Annotated in this window: 25 protein-coding genes; 22 read left to right on the plus strand and 3 right to left on the minus strand. The window is 60.9% G+C overall.

The genetic code is table 11. The features are described 5' to 3' along the window. The first annotated feature begins 34 nt into the window (after positions 1 to 34). The 16 genes from RG540_RS30235 (at position 35) to RG540_RS33565 (ending at position 11020) form a co-directional block, all read left to right on the plus strand. A complete protein-coding gene (locus RG540_RS30235; RefSeq protein ID WP_051900641.1) occupies positions 35 to 427 on the plus strand; it encodes a hypothetical protein in 393 nt (130 codons plus the stop codon). A gap of 11 nt (positions 428 to 438) precedes the next feature. Then, positions 439 to 882, plus strand: a complete 444-nt coding sequence (locus RG540_RS30240; protein ID WP_155414582.1) for a hypothetical protein — start codon at positions 439 to 441, stop codon at positions 880 to 882. Between the two features lie 152 nt (positions 883 to 1034). Further along, positions 1035 to 1238, plus strand: a complete 204-nt coding sequence (locus RG540_RS30245) for a hypothetical protein (RefSeq protein WP_041366074.1) — start codon at positions 1035 to 1037, stop codon at positions 1236 to 1238. Between the two features lie 339 nt (positions 1239 to 1577). Continuing rightward, positions 1578 to 1745 (plus strand): hypothetical protein, encoded by a 168-nt coding sequence (locus tag RG540_RS32725; protein ID WP_155414583.1) that lies wholly within the window; start codon positions 1578 to 1580, stop codon positions 1743 to 1745. 204 nt (positions 1746 to 1949) lie between these two features. Continuing rightward, a complete protein-coding gene (locus RG540_RS30250; protein ID WP_041366075.1) occupies positions 1950 to 2186 on the plus strand; it encodes a hypothetical protein in 237 nt (78 codons plus the stop codon). A gap of 154 nt (positions 2187 to 2340) precedes the next feature. Beyond that, the gene (locus RG540_RS30255; RefSeq protein WP_041366076.1) at positions 2341 to 3363 is read left to right on the plus strand and encodes an ABC transporter substrate-binding protein; all 1023 of its coding nucleotides are present in this window, start codon (positions 2341 to 2343) and stop codon (positions 3361 to 3363) included. 2 nt (positions 3364 to 3365) lie between these two features. Continuing rightward, the gene (locus RG540_RS30260) at positions 3366 to 4400 is read left to right on the plus strand and encodes a FecCD family ABC transporter permease (RefSeq protein ID WP_244446735.1); all 1035 of its coding nucleotides are present in this window, start codon (positions 3366 to 3368) and stop codon (positions 4398 to 4400) included. Then, positions 4397 to 5158 (plus strand): ABC transporter ATP-binding protein, encoded by a 762-nt coding sequence (locus RG540_RS30265; protein ID WP_041366078.1) that lies wholly within the window; start codon positions 4397 to 4399, stop codon positions 5156 to 5158. The genes RG540_RS30260 and RG540_RS30265 overlap by 4 nt, the downstream gene beginning before the upstream one ends. Positions 5159 to 5398: 240 nt before the next feature. Further along, complete coding sequence (locus RG540_RS30270) at positions 5399 to 5944, plus strand: RNA polymerase sigma factor (RefSeq protein ID WP_041366079.1); 546 nt, start codon at positions 5399 to 5401, stop codon at positions 5942 to 5944. Next, positions 5941 to 6378, plus strand: coding sequence for a hypothetical protein (locus RG540_RS30275; RefSeq protein WP_041366080.1), 438 nt, complete (start codon positions 5941 to 5943; stop codon positions 6376 to 6378). Before RG540_RS30270 ends, RG540_RS30275 begins: the two co-directional genes overlap by 4 nt. After that, positions 6375 to 6824, plus strand: a complete 450-nt coding sequence (locus RG540_RS30280) for a periplasmic heavy metal sensor (protein WP_041366081.1) — start codon at positions 6375 to 6377, stop codon at positions 6822 to 6824. Before RG540_RS30275 ends, RG540_RS30280 begins: the two co-directional genes overlap by 4 nt. A gap of 75 nt (positions 6825 to 6899) precedes the next feature. Further along, the gene (locus RG540_RS30285) at positions 6900 to 8405 is read left to right on the plus strand and encodes a DUF1800 domain-containing protein (RefSeq protein WP_041366082.1); all 1506 of its coding nucleotides are present in this window, start codon (positions 6900 to 6902) and stop codon (positions 8403 to 8405) included. Positions 8406 to 8407: 2 nt separating this feature from the next. Beyond that, positions 8408 to 9631: a DUF1501 domain-containing protein gene (locus RG540_RS30290; protein WP_041366083.1), complete on the plus strand. Its 1224-nt coding sequence runs from the start codon at positions 8408 to 8410 to the stop codon at positions 9629 to 9631. Positions 9632 to 9776: 145 nt separating this feature from the next. Then, on the plus strand, positions 9777 to 10178 hold the full coding sequence (locus RG540_RS32730) for a hypothetical protein (RefSeq protein WP_155414584.1): 402 nt from the start codon (positions 9777 to 9779) through the stop codon (positions 10176 to 10178). A gap of 220 nt (positions 10179 to 10398) precedes the next feature. Then, positions 10399 to 10626, plus strand: a complete 228-nt coding sequence (locus RG540_RS33720; protein ID WP_407668989.1) for a GCG_CRPN prefix-to-repeats domain-containing protein — start codon at positions 10399 to 10401, stop codon at positions 10624 to 10626. A 208-nt stretch (positions 10627 to 10834) separates the two neighbouring features. After that, positions 10835 to 11020, plus strand: coding sequence for a hypothetical protein (locus RG540_RS33565; RefSeq protein ID WP_041366084.1), 186 nt, complete (start codon positions 10835 to 10837; stop codon positions 11018 to 11020). A 25-nt stretch (positions 11021 to 11045) separates the two neighbouring features. Here RG540_RS33565 and RG540_RS30305 read toward each other — a convergent pair whose 3' ends face one another. Further along, positions 11046 to 12701: an acyltransferase gene (locus tag RG540_RS30305; protein ID WP_046599378.1), complete on the minus strand. Its 1656-nt coding sequence runs from the start codon at positions 12699 to 12701 to the stop codon at positions 11046 to 11048. 281 nt (positions 12702 to 12982) lie between these two features. Between RG540_RS30305 and RG540_RS30310 the strand changes: the two genes are divergently transcribed. Further along, complete coding sequence (locus RG540_RS30310) at positions 12983 to 13720, plus strand: FadR/GntR family transcriptional regulator (protein WP_080725174.1); 738 nt, start codon at positions 12983 to 12985, stop codon at positions 13718 to 13720. Positions 13721 to 13762: 42 nt separating this feature from the next. Here RG540_RS30310 and RG540_RS30315 read toward each other — a convergent pair whose 3' ends face one another. Together RG540_RS30315 and RG540_RS30320 are read right to left on the minus strand one after the other, a co-directional pair. After that, a complete protein-coding gene (locus RG540_RS30315) occupies positions 13763 to 14551 on the minus strand; it encodes a discoidin domain-containing protein (protein ID WP_041366087.1) in 789 nt (262 codons plus the stop codon). Between the two features lie 11 nt (positions 14552 to 14562). Continuing rightward, complete coding sequence (locus RG540_RS30320; protein WP_041366088.1) at positions 14563 to 16344, minus strand: heparinase II/III domain-containing protein; 1782 nt, start codon at positions 16342 to 16344, stop codon at positions 14563 to 14565. A 221-nt stretch (positions 16345 to 16565) separates the two neighbouring features. Between RG540_RS30320 and RG540_RS30325 the strand changes: the two genes are divergently transcribed. Genes RG540_RS30325 through RG540_RS30345 form a run of 5 tightly spaced genes read left to right on the plus strand, consistent with a single transcriptional unit; the run spans position 16566 to position 21404 of the window. After that, positions 16566 to 17516: a carbohydrate ABC transporter permease gene (locus tag RG540_RS30325; RefSeq protein ID WP_041366089.1), complete on the plus strand. Its 951-nt coding sequence runs from the start codon at positions 16566 to 16568 to the stop codon at positions 17514 to 17516. 3 nt (positions 17517 to 17519) lie between these two features. Continuing rightward, positions 17520 to 18356, plus strand: coding sequence for a carbohydrate ABC transporter permease (locus RG540_RS30330; protein ID WP_040125532.1), 837 nt, complete (start codon positions 17520 to 17522; stop codon positions 18354 to 18356). A 4-nt stretch (positions 18357 to 18360) separates the two neighbouring features. Beyond that, positions 18361 to 19533: a glycoside hydrolase family 88 protein gene (locus RG540_RS30335; protein WP_041366090.1), complete on the plus strand. Its 1173-nt coding sequence runs from the start codon at positions 18361 to 18363 to the stop codon at positions 19531 to 19533. A 9-nt stretch (positions 19534 to 19542) separates the two neighbouring features. Beyond that, the gene (locus RG540_RS30340) at positions 19543 to 20652 is read left to right on the plus strand and encodes an ABC transporter ATP-binding protein (RefSeq protein WP_041366091.1); all 1110 of its coding nucleotides are present in this window, start codon (positions 19543 to 19545) and stop codon (positions 20650 to 20652) included. Between the two features lie 20 nt (positions 20653 to 20672). Continuing rightward, on the plus strand, positions 20673 to 21404 hold the full coding sequence (locus RG540_RS30345) for a DUF624 domain-containing protein (RefSeq protein ID WP_041366092.1): 732 nt from the start codon (positions 20673 to 20675) through the stop codon (positions 21402 to 21404). Positions 21405 to 21425 lie beyond the last annotated feature (21 nt).

The raw sequence follows: 21425 nt of genomic DNA on the forward strand, positions 1-21425 counted from the left end.
ATTCCGCCTTCGCCCTATCAATAGGAGAGCCGAAATGACCTCGGCATCAATCGTATATAAGGGAACATTCGCGCTGCCGCTGATCCTGACGACCTTTATCGCGATCTCGGCCTTTGCCACCGAAACCATCAAGCTTGACGACGGCACCACCTGCACCGTCATCGAAAGCACGGGCTCAACCGGCAATGGGACATCGACATCGGTCACCGCCGGCGGCGGCAGCGTTTCGTCCTCGACGACAATCGACGGCAAGACAACGACGATGAATTCGGGCGGTGGCTCGGCTTCGTCCAGCGCCGGTTCGTCCGTCACAACCGGTACGGCCGGCAATCAGGCTTTTTCGACGGCAAGCGTCACCAGACCCGATGGAACCGTTATCACCCGTCGGTCGGACGGCACCTGCGACGTCACCAAACCTCAGAAATGAAGGAGATAGACATGTCGAAGAAACTCTCACTGGCGTGCCTGGCACTGATCGCCTCGGTCGCCACCACACCGGTGCTTGCACAGGACTGCAACTCTGCCGGCACGGTCGGCTCCGGCGGCAGCGCCGCTGCAGGCGGCACTTCGGCAAGTACGCTCGGCACTGCGGGAGCCTGTCGGACCGACAGCGGCACGACATCCTCAATCGGCTCCGGTGGCAGCGCGGCGACGGCAGACGGCAAAGCCCGAAGCCAGACCAAGATCAACGAGAACCCGAACCAGTTGAAGGCGCAGTCGAAGGCGCAGGCCATGGACCAGGGCACCTTCAGCAAATCACAGACGAAGACTCGGGTTAAGGGTGATGAGCTACAAAGCAAGACGCACAGCATGTCCCACGTCCCGGGGCAGAAGCCGGTCAAAAGCACCACTGACAGCAATGTTGTTTTGCCGCAGCAGTGACTTGGAAATCGACGGAGCGGCTCCCACGAAACAGCGGGAGCCGGCGCCACAGGCGGCAAGCGGATGATCCCCGCATGTTTGGTCCGCCGCTCACCGATTGGAACCGAATGGCGGCTTGAAGCTTTGAACCGCGCAGACTTCGGAGGATGAAGATGGACGAAGATACTTTTGCGCAGCTCAGTGCAATGAGCCAGAACCTGCAGAAACGCGCCCTCGCGCTGTCCCACCAGGGGAAGGAGGCGGATCTTGCGATGCTGATGTCGGCGCAGGCCTTGACGATGGAAGCGGTCAAATCCCTGGGAGAGGCCTTGAACAGGATCAACGGCCCGCTCGGGCTTGGCGCAGCCGGAGACTAGCGGCGCGTTTTCTCTCATTCGTGCGCGCCGCCTTTTCCAGCCGCGTGGCCAAGCCAGATCGGAACTTTCAGTGCAGGGGCTGGTTCGGGCGTGCAGGAGGAGATTGAGATGCACCGCAAACCCGACCACCAGCACGAACTGGTCTTCTACATTGGGCTCAACGCGGCCCTCGCCTGTTTGATCGCAGCCAGCATCTTGCTTGCGGCAGCGATCTGAACTTCGGTTTGCTCCAAGAAGCCGTCGACCGAGGTCGAACGGGGTGGTGCTGTAGCGTTATCCCTTCTCGTTGTGCGGCAGCAGGCGAAGGAACTATATACCGACGCCCCTGTTGGAGCCTCCATGAACGACACGTCCAGAAAAGCCGGCAACAACATGATGAAATTCGTCGCCACGATCCTTGTTGCGGCGCTTGTCATAGGTGCTGTCTATTTCTTTCTCCTGACCCCCGGCCAGCCGACAGGTCCGCAAACACAGCCGTCTCCACACACCATCGATCAGACGAAGTGACGAACCATGAAACAAGGCGAGGTCGCCGCCTGATTGGGCCTTGCGCCTTCATTTTAGATATTCATCAGGAGCCGACCGTTCAAATTGCTCCGTTCCGGCTTTGAGATCGATAACCACCCAACCAGCAAAGCCATCGCATATTCTTGTCATATGATAATTGTGACCAAAATTCGCATCAGAACGAGACGCCGAGGAAACCCGAAAATGCCCGACCGAATTCCGGGAAATGCGCGTGTGCCCGCCACGGTCCATTGCTGGTCAGAAGACGTCCCAAGCCAGACCTTCGTCTCGTTGGAAAAGGCCCTGGCATATTGCAAGAAGAATATCGGCGAGCTCCCGGCCATCGAGGTCTTCGTGCATTGCGGGCAGATCCCCGAACCGATCATCAGCGGTGACGAACTGGCGGCACTGATAAAGGCAAAACGGCGCAACCTGATCTGACGACGCCTGTTCAGCTGCGGCCAATATCTGCAACGCTGGCCGACGATGCGCCTTTGGCCGGATATAGCTTGCGACATCAAAGGTGACTGCGCTTATCTTGTTATAGCAGGCAAGAACGGCTATTCGCCATGGCAGACTTGAACCAGGACCTGCCATGCTCATGCTAAAATCCACCTTGACCGCGCTGCTGATCGCTGCAGCATCCAGTTTGACCGTTTCTTCGGCATTCGCATCGACGAAATACCCGCTGACCCTCGAAAACTGCGGCGTGCAGGTCAGTTTTCAGAAGGCTCCCGAGCGGGCGGTCGGGCTTGGTCAGAACAGCGCAGAGATCCTGCTGCTGCTCGGTCTTCAGGACAAGATGGCCGGTACTGCCTTCTGGCCGAGCAAGGTGTTGCCGCAGCTTGCCGAGGCCAATGCGAAGGTCAAGCTTCTCAGCGTCGAATTCCCGACTTTCGAATCGATCCTGGCGGAGAACCCGGATTTCGTAGCGGCTGCTTTGCCAAGCCTGCTCGGCCCAACCAGCAAGGTCGCCAAGCGTGAGGACTTCGACAAGGTCGGTGTCCCGACCTATCTCTCGCCCAGCACCTGCCTCAGCACCAAGGAGGTCAAGGACCAGTACGGCAGCCGCGCGCAACTGTGGAACATGGATCTGCTCTACAAGGAGATCGACGAGCTTTCGCAGATTTTCGATGTCTCTGAGCGCGGCCAAGCGCTGATCGCGGACTTCAAGAAGCGTGAAGCGGCATTGCGTGCGAGCGTGGCAAAGGATGGCAAGCAGCTTTCCTATGTCTTCTGGTTCTCAAGCCAGTCCCCCTCATCCGACGCCTATCTGGGAGGCAAGAACGGCGCATCGGGCTTCATCGCCGACCTTCTCGGGGGTAAGAACGCCGTCACCGCCGAAGCCGAATGGCCGACGCTCGGCTGGGAAAGCATCATCGCCGCCAATCCGGACGTGATCGTCGTCGCCAACCTGGACCGTAACCGCTGGGAACTCGACAAGCCGGAAGCCAAGATCAAGTTCCTGACCACCGACCCCGCCGTCAGCCAGATCACCGCCGTCAAGAACAAGGCAATGGTGGTGATGGACGGTCAGGCCATGAACCCGACCGTGCGGACGATCTATGGCGCCGAACAGGTGGCCGAACAGCTGAAGGCCCTCGGTCTTCTGAAGTGATTGTGAGGCGCAACCCCCTTCGACAATTTTCCGTCTTCGCGGCCGTGCTGGTGGCGTCGCTTGCGGCCATCGGTCTTGCCGTCGGCATAAGCGTCGGGATCGGCGATCTGCCGATCCCGCTCGCAACGACCTTTTCTGCCGTCACCAATCGGCTGGGATGGACGGCGGTGGGGCTCAACCGTATCCACGAGACCGTCATCTGGGATTACCGCCTCAGCCGGGCGCTGGTCGCGGCCTTCTGCGGCGCGGGCCTTGCGCTGTCGGGAGCGATCATGCAATCGCTGCTGCGCAACCCGCTGGCCGAACCCTATGTGCTCGGTATCTCCGCTGGCGCGTCTACCGGCGCGGTCGCGATCGTCATCCTCGGTGTCGGCGCAGGCACGGTTTCACTGTCGGCCGGGGCCTTTGCAGGTGCCTTCGCCGCCTTCTTCTTCGTCGCACTGCTTTCGAATGGAACCCGCGGCGGCGCGGATCGCACCATTCTTGCCGGCGTGGCCGCGTCGCAGCTCTTCAATGCCTCGACCTCCTACATCGTCACGACATCGGGTAACGCCCAGCAGGCGCGCGACGTGATGTTCTGGTTGCTTGGCAGTTTCGGCGGCGTGCGCTGGCCGGAATTGACGCTAGTCTCGATCGTGGTCGGCATCGCGCTTGTGGCCTGCCTGCTTTACGCCCGCGTGCTGGATGCGTTCGCCTTCGGCGACGAAGCGGCGGCGTCGCTCGGCGTCAATGTCGGACGGGCACGCATCGTGCTTTTCGCGCTGACGGCGATGATGACCGCGACGATCGTCAGCATGGTCGGCTCGATCGGCTTCGTCGGCCTTGTCGTACCGCATGTGGCGCGCTTCCTAGTCGGGCCGCTGCATGTCCGATTGCTGCCGGCCTGCGCCGTTGTCGGTGCCGTTTTCATGGTGGTGGCCGACATTGCGTCACGCACGCTCATCCCGCAGCAGGTCCTGCCGATCGGCGTCGTCACCGCGCTGGTCGGCGTTCCCTTCTTCTCGATCATCCTCTACCGGTTCCAACGCGCATCATGAGCTTCAAGACCGAGAACCTCACCTGGAAAATTGGCAGGAAGACCGTGCTCGACGGCGTTTCCTTCGCGGCACAGCCGGGTAAGACGCTCGGCTTGCTCGGACCGAACGGCTCGGGAAAGACCTCGCTGCTGCGTCTGCTCGCGGGGTTGAAACCGCCGCATTCAGGTTCCATCCTGCTCGAGGGCAAGGATCTCAAAACGATCGGGCGGCGTTCGATTGCAAAGCGGGTCGCCTTCGTCGAACAGCATGCCACCACCAATGCCAATCTGAAGGTCGTCGATGTGGTCAAGCTCGGGCGGTTTCCGCACCGGTCGATATTTTCGGGCTGGACGCTCGCCGACGACGAAGCGGTCGAGACCGCGCTTGCGCGCGCCGGGATGGCGCACAAGCGCAACGATCGCTGGCAATCGCTTTCGGGCGGCGAGAAGCAACGGACCCATATCGCCAGGGCGCTGGCGCAATCGCCGAAGGAACTCATCCTCGACGAACCGACCAACCATCTGGATATCCAGCATCAGATCGGCCTGATGCGGCTGGTTTCCGGCCTGCCGATGACGAGCATCATCGCGCTTCACGATCTCAATCATGCAGCGATGTTCTGCGACCAACTGATCATCATGCAGAGTGGCAGGATCGTCGCGTGCGGGGCGCCGGAAGAGGTGATGACCGAAACTTTGCTCAGGGAGGTATTTTCCGTCGAGGCGCGGGTCGAGGCTTCACCGCATCATTCACGGCCGCATATTCATTACCTCGTCTGATCATTTCCCTTGCGGCGAAAGCGTAACGATCGCGAAAGCGCATGCGCCGCCCCCGTCCGTCATGATCCGGGTGCTTGGCAGATTTTCAAGAATTCCAGAGACGGATTTGCCAGGTCGACGCGTTTAAGCGGTATGGAAGCCAAGGATTGCCTCGACAGGGTTGTCATGAACGTTGTTCATCCTTCGATCGGATAGTGGGATAAATTCTCGCGTGCTGATCGACCGTAAAGAATCGGACTCATGATAGACGACCCTGATGCAGACCTGGTCGAAGGCATAGCTTCGGGCGACCCCAAGGCGATGCGCAAGATGGTGGCGGCAAAACTGCCGAGAATATTGCTGGTCGCGACGCGCATGCTGGGCGACAAGGGCGAGGCGGAAGATGTCGCTCAGGAAACTTTTCTACGCATATGGAAACATGCAGGCGGCTGGCGACAGGGAAGAGCGAAGTTTGACACCTGGGCTCATCGGGTAGTGCTCAACTTATGCTACGACCGACTTCGCCGCCGAAGGGATATCCTCGTCGCGGAGGCTCCGGAGACGGTTGACCAGGGCCCGTTGCCCGACGCCGGATTGTTGTCCGACGACAGGGATGGCGAAGCGGTGCAGCGCGCACTGCAAAGCCTGGCGCCACGCCAGCGGGAAGCGATCATTCTGGTGTATTACCAGGACATGTCCAATCGCGATGCGGCGGACGTGATGCAAATCAAGGTCGATGCGCTCGAGAGCTTGCTGGCAAGGGGACGCCGAACATTACGGGCGATCTTGAACGGAGAAATAACATGATCGAGAAAAAAGCACCTTCGATCGATCGGGAGGCCTTTCGGGCCCTGATCGATGCCTATGGATCGAGCCCCCACCGTTGGCCCGACGCCGTGAGGGATGCGGCGGTCTCTTTCATGGAAACAGAGGAAGGCCGCGTGCTGATGACGAGTGCCGATCAACTCGACGCCGTCTTGTCCCGTCTGCCGCCGCCCTCGCCTTCAACCGGCCTGGCGGCCAGCATTCTCACCGACGGCGAAACACGGCTCGCCAGAAGAACGAGATTGCGTCGCTGGGCGATCAGCGCCGGATTGATCGGGGTCGGGCTTGCCGGCGGCCTGACAGGCGCCGTCGCGGTTGTCGCCGTCACACCCCCGCCGGCTCTTTCCTTAAACGGCACGATGACCGCGTTCGGCGAATTGCAGTCCGACAGTGAGTGGATGCAGGAGGCACCATGACCGACATCCATTTCAGAAGGCTGGTGATTTCGCTGCTTGCGCTCAACACGTTCCTCATCTGTGCCCTTGCAGGGGCCGGGCTTGTCTATCTCAGGACAGACCCGCCAGCCGCCGTTACCCGAATGCCGCTCGCCGGCGAGCAACTCTCCAAGGATGATCGGGAGGCCTTTCAACGCGCCATGAACGATGCCCGCCGCACGGTACGCCAGACGTCACTGGAAGCGCGCCAGGCCCGCATAGAGGCTGCCGCGCTGATGGGTGAACCGGAACTCGACGCAAAGGCTCTGGCAAGTGCGCTGGACCGCGCGCGCCGGGCGGAGATTGCCGTGCGCGCCGCCACCGAAGACCGGGCCGTGGAATTTGCGCAGGGACTGCCTCTCGAAGCCCGCCGGCGGCTGGCCGAGGGGCTGTTGGCGCGCGAGGCTCCGCGTCCAGCCACGAAATGACCACATTTGGAAAGCGACGGATTTGCCGCCTGCCGCCGTTAAAGAGCCGATGACGAAACGGAGTTCGTATCGGTTATGGCCAATTCCAAAGACATTGACGCCGCCCTGACACTCTGGCGCTTTGGCCTCGGCGCGCGCGAAGGCGATCTGCAGGCGATCAGGGACGACCCTCGCGATCTTCTGCGGCAGGAGGTGGTCGAATGTTACACGCCGACGCCGGTCGGGCCGGCACTGCGTTCCAGCGCCGATCTGCTGATGTCCCTGATCGAGTACAACAAGGAAGTTCAGGCCGAACGCGACCGTCCTGCGCCGGCGCCAATGCCCGGCCCGCAGCCGGTCGCGACGGCCGCCGGCAACGCCATGGAGGCAACCCGCCCCACCGGCGGCATGATGGATCCGGGGGCGATGGCTGCTCCATCCCCGTCGTCGCAACCGGATAAGAAGGCAACATCGGCTTCGAAACGCCCGTATCTTCCCCAGCAGATCCTCATTGCCGAGGCTGACGCCAGGTTCAACGGTACGATACACCAGCCTTTGATCGGCTTCGGCGAACGGCTCGCGATGTTTTGGGCAAACCATTTCGCAATCGCCACCGGCAAGGGCGGCGACGTGCATATCATGGCCGGAGCCTTCGAACGCGAAGCGATACGCCCGCATGTTTTCGGCCGCTTCGAAGACATGCTGCTTGCAGTCGAGAGCCATCCGGCCATGCTGTATTTCCTCGACAATCATCAATCGATCGGCCCGAATTCGCAGGCCAACAAGAACGGAAAACGCGGGCTCAACGAAAACCTCGCCCGCGAGATCATGGAGTTGCACACGCTGGGGGTAAATGGCGGCTACGATCAGACCGACGTGACATCGCTTGCGCGGATCATCACCGGCTGGACGATCTACCGCGACGAAAAACGTCCCGGCCCGATGGGCAGTTTCGTCTTCAATACCTCAGCGCACGAACCGGGCGACCATTCGGTGATGGGAATGACCTATGCCGAGGACGGGGTCGAACAGGGGCGTTCTGTACTTCGCGACCTCGCCCGCCATCCAGCCACTGCCAAACACATCGCCTTCAAGCTCGTTCGACATTTCGTGGCGGACGAGCCACCGGCCGGTATCGTCCGCAAAGTTGCTGCGGCTTACACGAAGACACATGGCGACCTTTCTGCCGTCTACAAGGCGCTGATCGACAGCGAGGAAGCCTGGAACCCTCAATTGTCCAAGATGCGACCGCCGCTCGACTATGTGGTGGCGATGATCCGGGCAACAGGTCTCAGGCCAAAACCCGAGCAGATCATGTCCACCCTCAACGCGCTCGGCCAGCCCTTCTGGAACCCCTCCGGCCCGAACGGTTTCTCCGATGTCACCGATGGCTGGGCTTCGTCTGAGGGTCTTGCCACCCGGATCGACGCCGCCAGCATTTTCGCCCATCAGGCGAGCGGGACCACGGATCCGAGAGAGTTCGTCAAGGATCGGCTGGGACCGCTCCTTTCTGCTGAAACGCTGCAGGCGGTAGCCCGGGCCGAAACCAAGGCGCAGGGCCTGTCGATCGCATTCCTTTCCCCCGAATTTCAGAGGCGTTGATCATGTTGTGCGAACATATTTCCCCGACCCGCCGTGCCGTTCTGGGCGCTTCCGGCGCGCTCTTCGCCTGGGCCTTCATGCCCCGCTTCGCCCACGCCGCCGGAGGGCGGGACCCACGGTTCGTGACGATCATCCTGCGCGGTGCGCTGGATGGCCTGACGGCGGTTCCACCAATCGGCGATCCGGACTATGAAGCGTTGAGGCAACAGAGCGCCATGCGGATCGATGGCGCCAATCCGGCACTGCCGCTTGACGGCTTCTTCGCCCTGCATCCCTCGATGCGCAACTTTCAGCGTCTCTTCCGTGCCGGGCAGGCCGCCGTCGTGCATGCCAGTGCAACCGCTTATAGGGACCGCTCGCATTTCGACGGGCAGGACGTCCTGGAGTCCGGCTTTCCGTCGCCGGGCCATGTCGAAACCGGCTGGCTCAATAGATTGCTCGAAGGATTGCCGGCGGGCGAAAGGGTGGCGCCAGGCGCCGCCGAACGCGTGCGGGGGCTCTCGGTCGGAACGACTGCGGCACTCCTCATTCGCGGCAAGGCGCCGGTGCTCGGTTGGGCGCCTTCCATCCTGAAACCGGCCGATGGCGATCTCGCTCCCCGCCTGGCCGATCTCTACGGGCAGAAGGATCCGGTTCTCGCGCGCCTTCTACAGGAAGGGATCGACACCGGGAAAATCGCTTCCGGCATCGACATCAAGGCGCGTGGAGGTCCGGGAGACCCGAACGGCATGGAACAGATGGCGAGAGGCGCCGCGCGGCTGATCGCCCATCCTGAAGGCCCCCGCGTCGCGGCTCTGGCTTTCGAGGGATGGGATACCCACGCTCAGGAAACCGACCGGTTGGCAAAGTTGCTGACTGGCCTGGACAACGCCCTTGCCGCGTTCGAGCAGGAGCTCGGCCCGGTCTGGAAGGATACCGCGATCCTGGTCGCGACGGAATTCGGCCGGACGGCCCGCGTCAACGGAACCGAGGGCACCGACCACGGCACGGGCACGACAGCCTTTCTTGCCGGCGGAGCGATCCGCGGCGGCCGGGTCATCACCGACTGGCCCGGATTGAAGGAAGCGCAGTTGCGCGACGGCCGCGACCTTGCGCCAACCACCGACATCAGGGCGATTATCAAGGGTGTCGCAACCGATCTGCTCGGCGCGAACGCCAACCATCTCCGCGACGTGGTTTTCCCCGGCTCGGAAAGTGTTCAGGCAGTAAAGGGCCTGATCGTGTGAAGGCATCTGCATAACTTGGTCCCCCAAATGACACTATGCCGACATCCTGGTGAGTTCGGAGCTTTGGGCCGTCTCTGTACCAAGGGCGCCTGGAACAAACCAAGCCGGTGATTGTTGTTGGCCATCCGCAATGGGAGGTCACGACATGAAACTTCTGGTCCTAACGGCCGCAGCCGTTCTTTCGCTGTCGGCTAACCTCACGTTAGCGCAGGAGACGCCCAACGCGTCTCCTGGCGCACCACCGCCGGCCGAGGCGGACCGCTCCCCGAAGGCGCCGCCGGCTGTTACTCGAGAACTTGACGCAGACAGGGATGGAAACGAATGGCGGATGGCTCCCACGGCAGACCGTTCGCCGCCACGGGACCGCGGAGCACGGTTCCGCATCGAGAACGGCCGAACCACGATCGACCTGCGTTGTGCCGACGGCGAACCGACGAAGGATTGCGCGGATCTTCTCCTGCAGGTGCTGGACCGGCTGCAGCGAGGAAACTCCGCGTACGATTCCGACTCTCGCGACTACGGCCGGGACCGCTCACGTGATCGCTGAAGCCGGCTAAGATAGCGGATCTCCTCCAGGGCGTTCAGCTTAAGGCGGCGCGGAAGCGACCACAGAGAAGCTGAAGCGCAGATGAATACCGACTTCAGCAACGGTTCAACGAACTTGCCGCAATCTGTCATCGTGTGCACTCTGGAGGAAACCGATGCGCAGGATTATCTTGGCGGCCAGTCTGGCTGCAGCTTGTCTGTTCGGAGGCGCGGCAAACGCCATGCCGATTGGGGACATTGTCGTCCCGGCGAAGCCAATTGCCGAAAAGGTCGATTGGGCTTGCGGTCGTGGTTACCACATGAACCCATGGGGAGATTGCCGTCCCAACCGCTGGCGCCCACCGCCGCGCTATAGCCATCGGTGGGACCGTCGGGATCGATGGGACGACCGAGGACCGCCGCGCTGGGAAGGGCGAGGTCACTGGCGCGATCGCCGGGATTGGCGTTGAAATGAGAAAGGCCCTTCTGTTCTGCAGAGGGGCTTTTTTCTTGGTCACGCTGGCTGCGAAGACCGGGTTACCTCTCCAGGACCCTACGGCGCGCGCAACGTTCCTCCTCCCCCGCGACAAGTCGAGATTGGCCGCCTTGATTGAATTTTAGCTACTCCTAACGAACATTTTCGAGTTCGGAACGTTGGGTAGCTAGGAGGAAACGGCCATGAAAAAGGACAGCAATCGACAGGTCAGGATCCCTGGGCCGCGCGATCACGACGTCGCTGAACACTGCCGGAAGAATGGGATGAGGCCGGAAGACGAGAGGAAGATGCTAAGGCTGCTGGGAAAGCACGCGCCTGTGCATGAGATCCATTCGAACTCTCCGCCGCGACCGCCGCGGTTCCGTTAACGAGCGGCAATAGCGTTTCCGACGGCTACAGCCCCAGTCCCGCCGGGCGCGTCCGATGCACCCCCTTTGGAACGAAAGCGAGTTTTTCGGCGATGCCCAATAGATCTGCAGCAACGTGCAGAGTTGAAAGCCACATCTCGGTACCCTGCAGGCTTCCTGCCTGGCCGTCGGCGAAGGCAAAACCTCGTTTTGGCTGCCACCGGTCCGGCGAATGCAGGATGATGTCTTCGGCTATGGTTTCCGCATGGCGGCGCATGAAATCCGTCTGCTTGAGGCACAGCCAAAGCGGATGGACCGTGTCGAGCAGATTGCAGGCCGTATAGGTTGGGCCGGAAAAACCACCATTGTTTCGATAATGCAAAATGACGGAACTGATCGCAGCTTCGGGAAAAGGAACAGGGATGCCGAACTGGGCATGGGCTCCACGGGTGAGGCGATAAAAGCCGTTTACCGGTTGCAGCAGTCCCTGTTCTGCGGTCGGGTTCCCCCATAGCCCGGTCGAACGATCGGCATGGGTCGTCAGCCAGCCAAAGAGGAGTTCTCTCCCCCTGCCGCTCCTGAAATACCGCGCGTTGAAATAGAGCGCAGTGGCGATCGCATCCACCCGGTCGCCGCACCACCATGCCCGGGTGCTCCAGGGCAAGGCCTCCAGCCAGTCGCAAAGCGCGACGGCGTCCATTTCGACGCCGGAGATCGGGTGAGACGGATGGGCACCGAGTATCTCCAGCGCATAACCGACCGCCAGCACGTTATAGAGAGCCGGGGAATCGTCGCGGATGTTCTTCGCAGGATCAGGGGACCGAAACGGATCGGGGAAAAAGCCGGTCGCGGGGTCCTGCAGCGCCTGCAGACGATCGATGATCGCCTTCGCCTCATTCCCGCAAGGCTGTTCTCCAAAACCGGCGGCGATCTCGATTGCATCGCATTCATGCCTGACGCTCATGCGCGCCATGCCGTCGGCATCCGCCGACAGATAACCGTCGGGCGTCAGATGCCGTTCCCGCACATCCCGCCACTCGGCTTCCGCCACCTTGCTGATCCGCAGCAGCGCTTGCTCCACCTCCGACCGGCGCGACTTTCCAGCGGCTGCCGTTTCCCCGCGACGGCGCACGACTTTGGCCGGCACTCCCGCTGCGATCGCCAGATCTGGAATGTCCTTGGTTACAACGGCCCCTGCCGCGATAACGGCACCCATCCCGATCGTCACGCCGTCCAGAATGACCGCATTGGCACCGATCCACACATCATCGCCGATCGTGATGCCGAGTGTCTCGTGAGGCTGATCGTTGATCGGTATGTTCGGATCGTCGAAGCCGTGATTGAAGCCGACGATCGACACCAGCGACGCAATACGCACGCCGTTTCCGCACCGGACCTTTCCGGAGATGCATGCGTAGGGGTTGACCGAACAATTGGAGCCGATTTCCACGTCTCCACGCACGAGCGCGTGCCCGGCAATCCAGGAACGATCGCCGAGGATCAGAGACGATGTGAAAATGCGGGCGTCGCTTGCGATGTAAGCGCTGTCTGCGATCTGCGCCCCGGCGGACCGCGTCAGTTTTTCCTTCAGCCGCTTTTGGAGATCGCCTTGGATATCCGCGGGCCTGCGCTCCCAGGTGAGGAATTGCAGCCTGGCTTGCCGATCCATCTCGGATTCGGAAACGTCTTGATGTGTCCGCATTTCGTCACTCGTTTGCACGCCGGCGTCCATGCTCGAAAAAATGCCGACAGGTCGGAATTCAATGGGCCGATGTCATCATACCAATTTTCGACATTCGCCGAATTGACGAAATACAGCAGACGAATTTAAGCGTCCAGCTTTTGTTTCGACCTCCGCCGGCGCTTCTCAATGCCTCTCAAGCCAGATGGAATTCAATCTCGCATTGATATGAGGCTGAATTTGTCATACACGTGTGATGAATACGGCGCAAACGCGTCGCGTCGTTGCAGCGGGGATTGAGCGTGACAACCCAGATCAAGGATCGGAACAAGGGACCGGGGTCGCTGGTGTCACGGGTCGGGGAAAGTCTTCGGACCGCAATTGCCAGCGGTCAATATTCGCCCGGCGACAAACTCCCGAGCGAAGTCGAACTGACGGAAACCCACGGCGTAAGCCGTACGGTGGTCCGGGAAGCGGTCGCGGCTCTGCGATCGGACGGGCTTGTCGAAGTGCGCCAAGGCGCGGGAATTTACGTGCTCAGCCAGGAGATCCCCGCCCCTTTCGGCCGAAAAATCGACCGGGCGCGCGTATCGTCCGATCTGGAGGTGCTCGAGGTGCGGGCTCCGCTGGAGATAGAAGCGGCCGGCCTGGCGGCGATGCGCCGGTCGCCGGCGCAGGAAGAGGCAATTTTCGATTGTCATCGGTATATTCTGCAATGCATCGAGCAGAACGAATCCATCCGTGAGGCGGATCTTGCGCTGCATTTCGCCATCGCCGACGCCACGAACAACCCGCTGTTCCGGCAGCATCTGGAATTTCACGGCACCGCGGCTATTCCGCAATCGCGGGCGACGCCCGGCGAACGATCCGGCGAACAGACCGCCTACCGCCGCATGATCCATACGGAACATGAAGCGATCGTCGTGGCGATCTCGGATCGCAACGAGGAGGCGGCGCGCAACGCCATGCGCGACCACCTGAGAGGAAGCCAGATCCGCTACCGGGATGTGCTGAGGGATTTCAAAGCGTTTTCAAGCTGATGCTGCAGCAGGTCGGCCGCATGGCCGGCCCGGCTTTCGGCCCTAATCCGCCTCGCGTCCCCAGACTTCGATCTGGGTCAGCGCCGGAAAGGGCGAGGGGTCGTCGGCCTTGATCAGGCTGTGCAATCTGATCCATTCCACGGTCTGCTCCCTCACCGGGAAACACTGAGCCACACCCGATTTGATCAGCGAGAAACATGCGGTCTCGGCGTTGGAAAAGGTGACGCTGGCTTTTTCCCACCAGGCGTCATGCGGAAAGTCCGCTCGCAGATAGAGGACGATTTCGTCGATTTTCACCGGCCGGCCGAAATCGAGCGTCAGCGTGGCGTCGGGATCGCGATTGATCCCCCAGCTCGTGTAGGGCCAGAAGCCATGATCGTCGTTCGCCTTTTCGCCGTCGATGGCGTTGCGCGCGGCGAAGACCGCCTCCCCGCGCGTCTCCACATTCGCCCTGGCATGCGGAAAGATGGAGGCGTTGGCGTGATCATCCCATGGATTGAACGCCAGGTTGCGGCGTGCCCCGATTTCGTCCGGCCGCGCCTTGCGCACGCATAATCTATGGATCTTGCCGTCGAAGGCCCGCGGAGAATAGGGAACGCGCTTGGAACCAAAGGGGACCCCGAGCGCATAGGTCGGCCCCTTCATATAGACGATCGCGGGCGTCATCGCGTCGTCGAGCGCGAGCACGAGATACCCCGGCGCGGACGCTTCGACGACGACCTGATCGCCTTCGTTGTAGCTGTCGCGATAAACGAGATATGCTTCTTCCGTGCCCGTTGCCCTGGCGCGAACCTCGCCCGCCACATCTACGACTTTCAGTGTCAGTTCCATGCTCGTCCTCCTCAGACGATCCGCAGTTTCAGGCAGGTCCCGGCAAAGGGGATGCGCAGTCGATAAATTCTTGGGGGCCAGGAGATGCGCAGGCGGGCATCGTCGATATCGATCGCGTCGACCTCGATCTCGCCGGCTCCCTCGAGGTCGATGTGGCCGAGACCGTCGAAACGAACGGTGCCGTCGATGCTCGGCTCGACGCAGGTCATCAGCGAAAGCACCGCCGGCAGGCCGCCCTCGTGGATATCCACGACCTCGATCTCCTGCCCGCGCCGAAGCGTGACGGTTCGCCGATAGGATCGCACGTGTGCCTCGACCGGATAGGCGGGCGCCATGTCCAGCGATATCTGCCCCCATTTTTCGGTGAATTCCGTGTGAACATCGCGGGCCGCGAAATCCGCGCCATGTGCTTGGCCGACACCACCGAAAGTCGGCAGGTTGTGAAAGCCGGACTGCATGGTCCAGATATCGTACCGCTCGGACGAGAAGGTTTTGGCGGTGTAGGTTTCGACCCCGACGTCGATCAGGAACGGCTTGCCGTCCTTATAGACCGTCAGGCTGCCGACGTCGTTGTGGTTGTGGCTTTCCCCGTTATTGCCGCCTTTGACGGCGAGCGCAAAATGGTCGTCGCGGGCAACGAACAGGCCAATGCCCGGATAGAACACATCGCCTGCCGGCTCCGGCTCTCCGCCGGTTGCCGGCGTTACCAGCAGCTCCTGAACGCGGTACCAGAGGTTCCACTCCTCCGGCAGATGTTTGTGATCCGACGACAGCCGATCGCGGGCGGCGAATGCCGCCAAGACATCAGACCCGACGGCCCTGCCGAACAAATATTCGCGCGCCGTGCAGGGTTCTATGACCGCGGCGGAATCGGAAAAATTGAAATAATTGCGGCCGGCGACATGCATGTTGACGATATATTCCGCCATGTTGCGGATTTTTGGAGCCTTCCAGAGCGACGTCATCGAAGCCGGCGCCACCGTGTCGAGGATGGCCATCGCTCCGGCCATGCAGAGCGCCGCATGGCGATAATAGACCACGCCCTCCTCGCAGGCCCCGTCCTCCGCGTAATCCTTGATGAAGGCATCCAGGCTGGAAAGGGCCTTCCCGACGATCTGCCGCCGCAGGTCCTGTTCCGTATTCAGGGCAAAGGCCGAAAGCAGGACGTTCTGCGTTATCCAGGCCGTCCAGTTGTTCATTCGTTCGGCGCCGTTGCCCATCCACCAGAAAGGCCGGTCGAGATAGGGCGACAATATGCGCACCCGGACCTCCCGCTCGATCCGGGCGACGATCTGCGGGCTGACCTCGTCGAGCCGATCTTTCATAAGAGCCGCCACGGTTGCCAGCAGGGCACCCGTCTCCGCAGCAAACAGATCGATAACCGGCTGCTCTGCATCCGGCAGTGAAAACCGCTGCCCACCTCGTTCGTAGGCGTTGTGAGCCGGAAGCTGCCAGCCGCTTTCCTCACAGATCAGGAAGACACCGTCGATGATCGCATCGATGAAACGCCCCCTGGCCTCGAGCAGCTCGGCGAGAACCAGGTCGTTCAACATCCGCCGCCGCGAAAAATACAGCGCTTCAAAGCGCGAGCGGTTGCCGTTCAGCGAATATTCGCGATAGTCAGAAGCCTTGATGACCGACCACGGCCGGCCGAGCGCCGTCTCCGCATCCCGGATGACTGCGGAACGCATATCATCTGATACGGCATCCCAAGCGGCCCGTTCGCCGATCGGCGCGCCGGGCATGAAGTCCGCCAAAACCGGCGGCAACGACCCGGCGATCTCGCTGAACATCAACTTTCCTCCATGCGACCGATAAACGACCTCTTTCGCCACCTATCATACGTATTTTAAGATGACTACAGAATTCATATGATTTATCCATAAATTTGTTTGACCAATGGGAGAGATGTGCTATCCCCTCGGTAGGGAGGCGGCACGCTCGTGACACGATGGCGAGCCGTGGATAGCCCTTGGGCGTCGATCGGAGCATCCTGGTTCGAGGAGGGATAAAAGTGTCCATATCGAATTCGACCATCGCCGCAGGTGATGCGCCGGCAGCGTCCCGGCGGTCGAGCAAGGTGTTGTCGCGCCGCCGGCGCAAGATCCAGAGCGCGCTGGTCGCCTACTCCTTCATCGCCCCGAATTTCCTCGGTTTTGCCGTCTTCACGCTCGGGCCGATCCTGTTCGCCTTCGTGCTGGCATTCATGCATTGGGACGGCTCGAATGCGATCACCTTCGCCGGCCTCGACAATTTCTGGCGGCTGTTCGAAGACAAGGTCTTCATTGCCGCATTCTGGAACACGATCATCTATACGGTCGTGTCGGTTCCCGCGACGCTCGCCTGCGCGCTCGGCCTGGCGATCCTGCTGAACCAGAAGATCTTCGGGCGCGACTTCTTCCGCACGGCGATGTTCTTTCCCTACGTCGCTTCGCTCGTGGCCGTCGCCGTGGTCTGGAACATGATCTTCAACCCAGAAATGGGGCCGGTGAACATGATCCTCTATACGCTTGGCCTGGACCCCAAGGACATGCCGGGATGGGCAGCCGACCGGCATTGGGCGATGGTGACGGTCATCCTCTTCGGCGTCTGGAAGAGCATGGGTTATTACATGGTCATCTATCTCGCCGGGCTGCAGGGCATCAATTCCGAGCTTTACGAGGCGGCCGATCTCGATGGCGCCAGTTCGTGGCAGAAATTTCTCTATGTCACCGTGCCGCAGCTCGGGCCGACGACCTTCTTCGTCACGGTCATGCTGACCATCCAGTCGTTCAAGGTCTTCGATCAGATCTACATGATCACCCAGGGCGGGCCTGGCACCTCGACGCTGGTCCTCGTTTATCACATCTACAACGAAGCCTTCATTTCCTGGGACCTCGGTTACTCCAGCATGATTGCGCTCGTTCTTTTCTTTCTCGTACTGGCGGTCACGGTCGTCCAGTTCCGCCGACAGAGGGAGGATTGATCCGTGAAGATTGCCGGTCGCAAGGTCACCGCCAAGAGCATTGCAGTCTATGCGACGGTCATCGTCATCACCGCCGTGATGCTGATGCCTTTCGCCTGGATGCTATCGGCCTCGCTGAAGCTCAGCCGCGACGTCTTCGTATTCCCGATCGAGTGGATTCCGTCGCAACCGCAGTGGCAGAACTACGTGGACATCTGGACGAAGATCCCGCTCGGGCTGTTCATCTACAACACATCGAAGCTGACGATCATCGTCACCCTGCTTCAGTTGCTGACGTCGAGTTTTGCGGCCTATGCCTTTGCAAAGCTCGATTTCCCCTACAAGAATACCCTGTTCCTCGGCTATATCGCGACGATCGCCATGCCCTGGCAGGTCTACATGGTGCCGCAGTTCCTGCTGATGCGCGAATTCGGCTTGAACAACACCCATCTGGCGCTGATCTGCCTGCAGGCTTTCACCGCCTTCGGTGTATTCCTCATGCGGCAGTTCTATATGTCGATCCCGACGGAGCTTTGCGAAGCGGCGCGCATCGACGGCATGAACGAATATCAGATCTGGGCGCGCATCATGCTGCCGCTGTCGAAGCCCGCACTTTCGACGCTGACCATCTTCACTTTCGTCACCACCTGGAACGACTTCCTCGGTCCAATGATCTACCTGACCAAGACGGAGCTGAAGACGATCCAGATCGGCCTGCGCATGTTCATTTCGCAATATTCCGCCGAATACGGGCTGATCATGGCGGCATCGGTCGTCGCCCTCATTCCCGTTTTGATCGTCTTCCTGTCGCTGCAGCGCTTCTTCGTCGAAGGCGTCGCCTCGTCGGGCCTCAAGGGTTAATGTCATGAATGCCGTTACGCCGACCGCTCCCCAACCGATCACCGATGCCGAGGTCAAGGCGGCGCTCGATCTCGCCGTCGCCCAGATCCGGCGCAATCTGCCGGCCTTCACCTACGCGTGCCAGAACCATTCCAGCGTCGGCAATTTTTATCCCGCCGTCGAGAATACCCAATGGACTGCTGGTTTCTGGCCGGGAGAAATCTGGCTGGCGTTCGAGCATACCGGTGACAAGGTTTTTCAGCATGCGGCGCAGATCCAGGTGCAGAGCTTTCTGCATAGGATCGAGAACCGCATCGAGACCGACCACCACGACATGGGCTTTCTCTATTCGCCCTCCTGCATCGCGGCATGGAAGCTGGTAGGCGATGAGGACGGGCGCAAGGCGGCCATCCTGGCCGCAGACCAGCTCATCGAGCGCTTCCAGCCGATCGGCCAGTTCATCCAGGCCTGGGGCCGCAAGGGTGTTGCGGAGGAATATCGCTACATCATCGACTGCCTGCTGAACCTGCCTTTGCTCTATTGGGCAAGCCGCGAGACGGGCGATGCGAAATACCACGACATCGCGCTCCTCCATGCCCGCACGACGTTGGCAAATTCGGTCAGGCCGGACAATTCCACCTACCATACGTTCTACATGGATCCGGTTACCGGTGCGCCCGTGCGCGGTGCGACCAAGCAGGGCTACAAGGACGACAGCTTCTGGGCACGTGGGCAGGCCTGGGGCATTGCCGGCATGGCGCTTTCCTATCGCTACGAGCCGATCGACGAATATCGCAAAACATTCGACCGGCTTCTCGATTTCTATCTGAAGAAGCTGCCGGCCGACTTGGTGCCTTACTGGGACCTGGTATTTTCCGAGAAAGATGGCGAGCCGCGCGATAGTTCGTCGGCCTCGATCGTCGCCTGCGGACTGCTCGAAATGGCCGACCTTGTCGAGGCCGATGTCGCCGCGCGTTATCGCGAGCTGGCGCGGCGCATGATGAAAAGCCTTTCCGAGCACCACGCGGTCAAGGATCCGGCCATGTCCAACGGCCTTGTCCTCAACGGGACCTATTCGAAAAAATCGCCCTACAATACCTGCCGCGGCGAAGGCGTCGACGAGTGCGTCTCCTGGGGCGACTATTATTACATGGAAGCCCTGACGCGCCTCTCGCGCGCCTGGTCTTCCTATTGGTGAGAGAATCCGATGGCCAGCATTTCACTGAAAAAACTGAACAAGTCCTATGGCGCCCTCACCGTTGTCCATGACATCGATCTGGAGATCGCCGACAAGGAATTCATCATTCTCGTCGGGCCTTCGGGCTGCGGCAAATCGACGACGCTCCGGATGATCGCCGGGTTGGAGGAGATCTCCGGTGGCGAGCTTCAGATCGGCGGCGACCTGATGAACGATGTGCCGTCGAAGGACCGCGACATCGCCATGGTCTTCCAGAACTATGCGCTTTATCCGCATATGACCGTCTACAAGAATATGGCTTTCGGCCTGCAGCTTCGGAAAGTGTCCCGGGATTTCATCGACAGCCAGGTTCAGGACGCCGCAAAAATCCTCGACATCACGCACCTTCTCAACCGCAAGCCGAAGGCGCTGTCCGGCGGCCAGCGCCAGCGCGTCGCGCTCGGGCGTGCCATGGTGCGCAATCCGGCAGTCTTCCTGCTGGACGAACCGCTGTCCAATCTCGACGCCAAGCTTCGCGGCACCATGCGCGCCGAGATCACCAAGCTGCACAAGCGTCTGCATGCCACCTTCATCTACGTCACCCACGACCAGATCGAGGCGATGACCATGGCGGATCGCATCGTGGTGATGAAGGACGGGCATATCCAGCAGGTCGACACGCCACAGAACCTCTATGATCGGCCGGTCAACATGTTCGTCGCCGGCTTCATCGGCGCGCCGCAGATGAACATGATGCCATCCGTGATCGAGCGGCGTGGCGAGAGATATTTTGCCTTGTTCGACGGGCGGGAACTGCCATTGCCGGCCCATTTCGACAAAAGCCGCATCGCCCCTTACGAGGGCCGCGAGCTGGTCATCGGCATCCGGCCTGAGAATTTCCACGAATTGCCGCCGGCCGATATCGCGCCGGAAAACCTGGCGCCCTTCAGCGCCGTCATGGAACTCGCCGAACCGATGGGCTCGGAAATCCATCTCAATATCGTCGCCGGCGGGCGCAGCTTGATCGCGCGCGTGTCGCCACGATTCAAGGGCGCGATCGGCGACGAGGTCAAGCTGGTCGTCGACACGACCAATATGCAGTTGTTCGACAGGCAAACGGAGCGCTCGATCCTTTATTAGGCGAGCGGGAGGAAACGGCCATGCAGTGGCTGCGCAACATGTGGACGAAGGAAGGACCGGGCATTCCAAAGAATGCGCCGAAGAAGACCGGTCTCGCCCTTTTCGCCGATACGTTCGCGCGCGAGTGGTGGGAGATGGTCAAATTGAACATCCTGTTCATTCTGGCCGCACTCTTCGTCGTCACCATCCCCGCTGCAATCGTTGCGACCGCCCGCATTTCGGTCGCCTTCATCGAAGATCGCAACACCTATCTCCTGCGGGATTTCGCCGAAGCGTTTTTCCGATATTTCTGGCGTGCGACCGCGTGGGGCCTGGCCTTCACCCTTGCGATCGGCCTCGGCATCTATGCGATCGTCACCTATGCCGCGACCGCGAGAGACAATCTCGTCCTGGCCCTGCCGCTGACAATCGCGCTGATCGCAACGGTTTTTATCGTCGCGGTGGCCTGCCACCTCGTCGTGCTGATGGTGATGCGTGATCTTTCGGCGCCAGTGCTGCTGCGGCTGGCAGCCGTCGCGTCGGTCGTCCGTCCGCTGCCGGCGCTCGGCGCGCTTGCATTCGTGGCTGCGCTCTGGCTCGCCCATATCGTCTTTTATCCGGTGTCTGTCTTCATGCCGGCCACCCTCAACTTTTCACTCGGAATGTTCGCCGTCACATTCGGCGTCCATCGGGCAGCGGTCATGGTTCTAGCCCTGCCAATGGCAATACAGGCGCATCGCGAACCGCATGCTGGTGACGCTAAACATATCTAATCCAGAGACACTTCAGGGAAG

Origin of the sequence: Neorhizobium galegae bv. orientalis str. HAMBI 540, from assembly GCF_000731315.1 — a bacterium.
In the GTDB taxonomy this organism is placed as follows: Bacteria; Pseudomonadota; Alphaproteobacteria; order Rhizobiales; family Rhizobiaceae; genus Neorhizobium; species Neorhizobium galegae.

What these genes read in the sequence shown, in the direction of transcription:
- RG540_RS33565 (WP_041366084.1), top strand. Translation starts at nt 10,835, where the DNA reads ATGAAAAAGGACAGCAATCGACAGGTCAGGATCCCTGGGCCGCGCGAT.
- RG540_RS30240 (WP_155414582.1), top strand. Translation starts at nt 439, where the DNA reads ATGTCGAAGAAACTCTCACTGGCGTGCCTGGCACTGATCGCCTCGGTC.
- RG540_RS30290 (WP_041366083.1), top strand. Translation starts at nt 8,408, where the DNA reads ATGTTGTGCGAACATATTTCCCCGACCCGCCGTGCCGTTCTGGGCGCT.
- RG540_RS30250 (WP_041366075.1), top strand. Translation starts at nt 1,950, where the DNA reads ATGCCCGACCGAATTCCGGGAAATGCGCGTGTGCCCGCCACGGTCCAT.
- RG540_RS30305 (WP_046599378.1), bottom strand. Translation starts at nt 12,701, where the DNA reads ATGCGGACACATCAAGACGTTTCCGAATCCGAGATGGATCGGCAAGCC.
- RG540_RS32730 (WP_155414584.1), top strand. Translation starts at nt 9,777, where the DNA reads ATGAAACTTCTGGTCCTAACGGCCGCAGCCGTTCTTTCGCTGTCGGCT.
- RG540_RS30265 (WP_041366078.1), top strand. Translation starts at nt 4,397, where the DNA reads ATGAGCTTCAAGACCGAGAACCTCACCTGGAAAATTGGCAGGAAGACC.
- RG540_RS30245 (WP_041366074.1), top strand. Translation starts at nt 1,035, where the DNA reads ATGGACGAAGATACTTTTGCGCAGCTCAGTGCAATGAGCCAGAACCTG.
- RG540_RS32725 (WP_155414583.1), top strand. Translation starts at nt 1,578, where the DNA reads ATGAACGACACGTCCAGAAAAGCCGGCAACAACATGATGAAATTCGTC.
- RG540_RS30285 (WP_041366082.1), top strand. Translation starts at nt 6,900, where the DNA reads ATGGCCAATTCCAAAGACATTGACGCCGCCCTGACACTCTGGCGCTTT.
- RG540_RS30345 (WP_041366092.1), top strand. Translation starts at nt 20,673, where the DNA reads ATGCAGTGGCTGCGCAACATGTGGACGAAGGAAGGACCGGGCATTCCA.
- RG540_RS30335 (WP_041366090.1), top strand. Translation starts at nt 18,361, where the DNA reads ATGAATGCCGTTACGCCGACCGCTCCCCAACCGATCACCGATGCCGAG.
- RG540_RS30270 (WP_041366079.1), top strand. Translation starts at nt 5,399, where the DNA reads ATGATAGACGACCCTGATGCAGACCTGGTCGAAGGCATAGCTTCGGGC.
- RG540_RS30320 (WP_041366088.1), bottom strand. Translation starts at nt 16,344, where the DNA reads ATGTTCAGCGAGATCGCCGGGTCGTTGCCGCCGGTTTTGGCGGACTTC.
- RG540_RS30315 (WP_041366087.1), bottom strand. Translation starts at nt 14,551, where the DNA reads ATGGAACTGACACTGAAAGTCGTAGATGTGGCGGGCGAGGTTCGCGCC.
- RG540_RS30340 (WP_041366091.1), top strand. Translation starts at nt 19,543, where the DNA reads ATGGCCAGCATTTCACTGAAAAAACTGAACAAGTCCTATGGCGCCCTC.
- RG540_RS30255 (WP_041366076.1), top strand. Translation starts at nt 2,341, where the DNA reads ATGCTCATGCTAAAATCCACCTTGACCGCGCTGCTGATCGCTGCAGCA.
- RG540_RS30275 (WP_041366080.1), top strand. Translation starts at nt 5,941, where the DNA reads ATGATCGAGAAAAAAGCACCTTCGATCGATCGGGAGGCCTTTCGGGCC.
- RG540_RS33720 (WP_407668989.1), top strand. Translation starts at nt 10,399, where the DNA reads ATGCCGATTGGGGACATTGTCGTCCCGGCGAAGCCAATTGCCGAAAAG.
- RG540_RS30280 (WP_041366081.1), top strand. Translation starts at nt 6,375, where the DNA reads ATGACCGACATCCATTTCAGAAGGCTGGTGATTTCGCTGCTTGCGCTC.
- RG540_RS30235 (WP_051900641.1), top strand. Translation starts at nt 35, where the DNA reads ATGACCTCGGCATCAATCGTATATAAGGGAACATTCGCGCTGCCGCTG.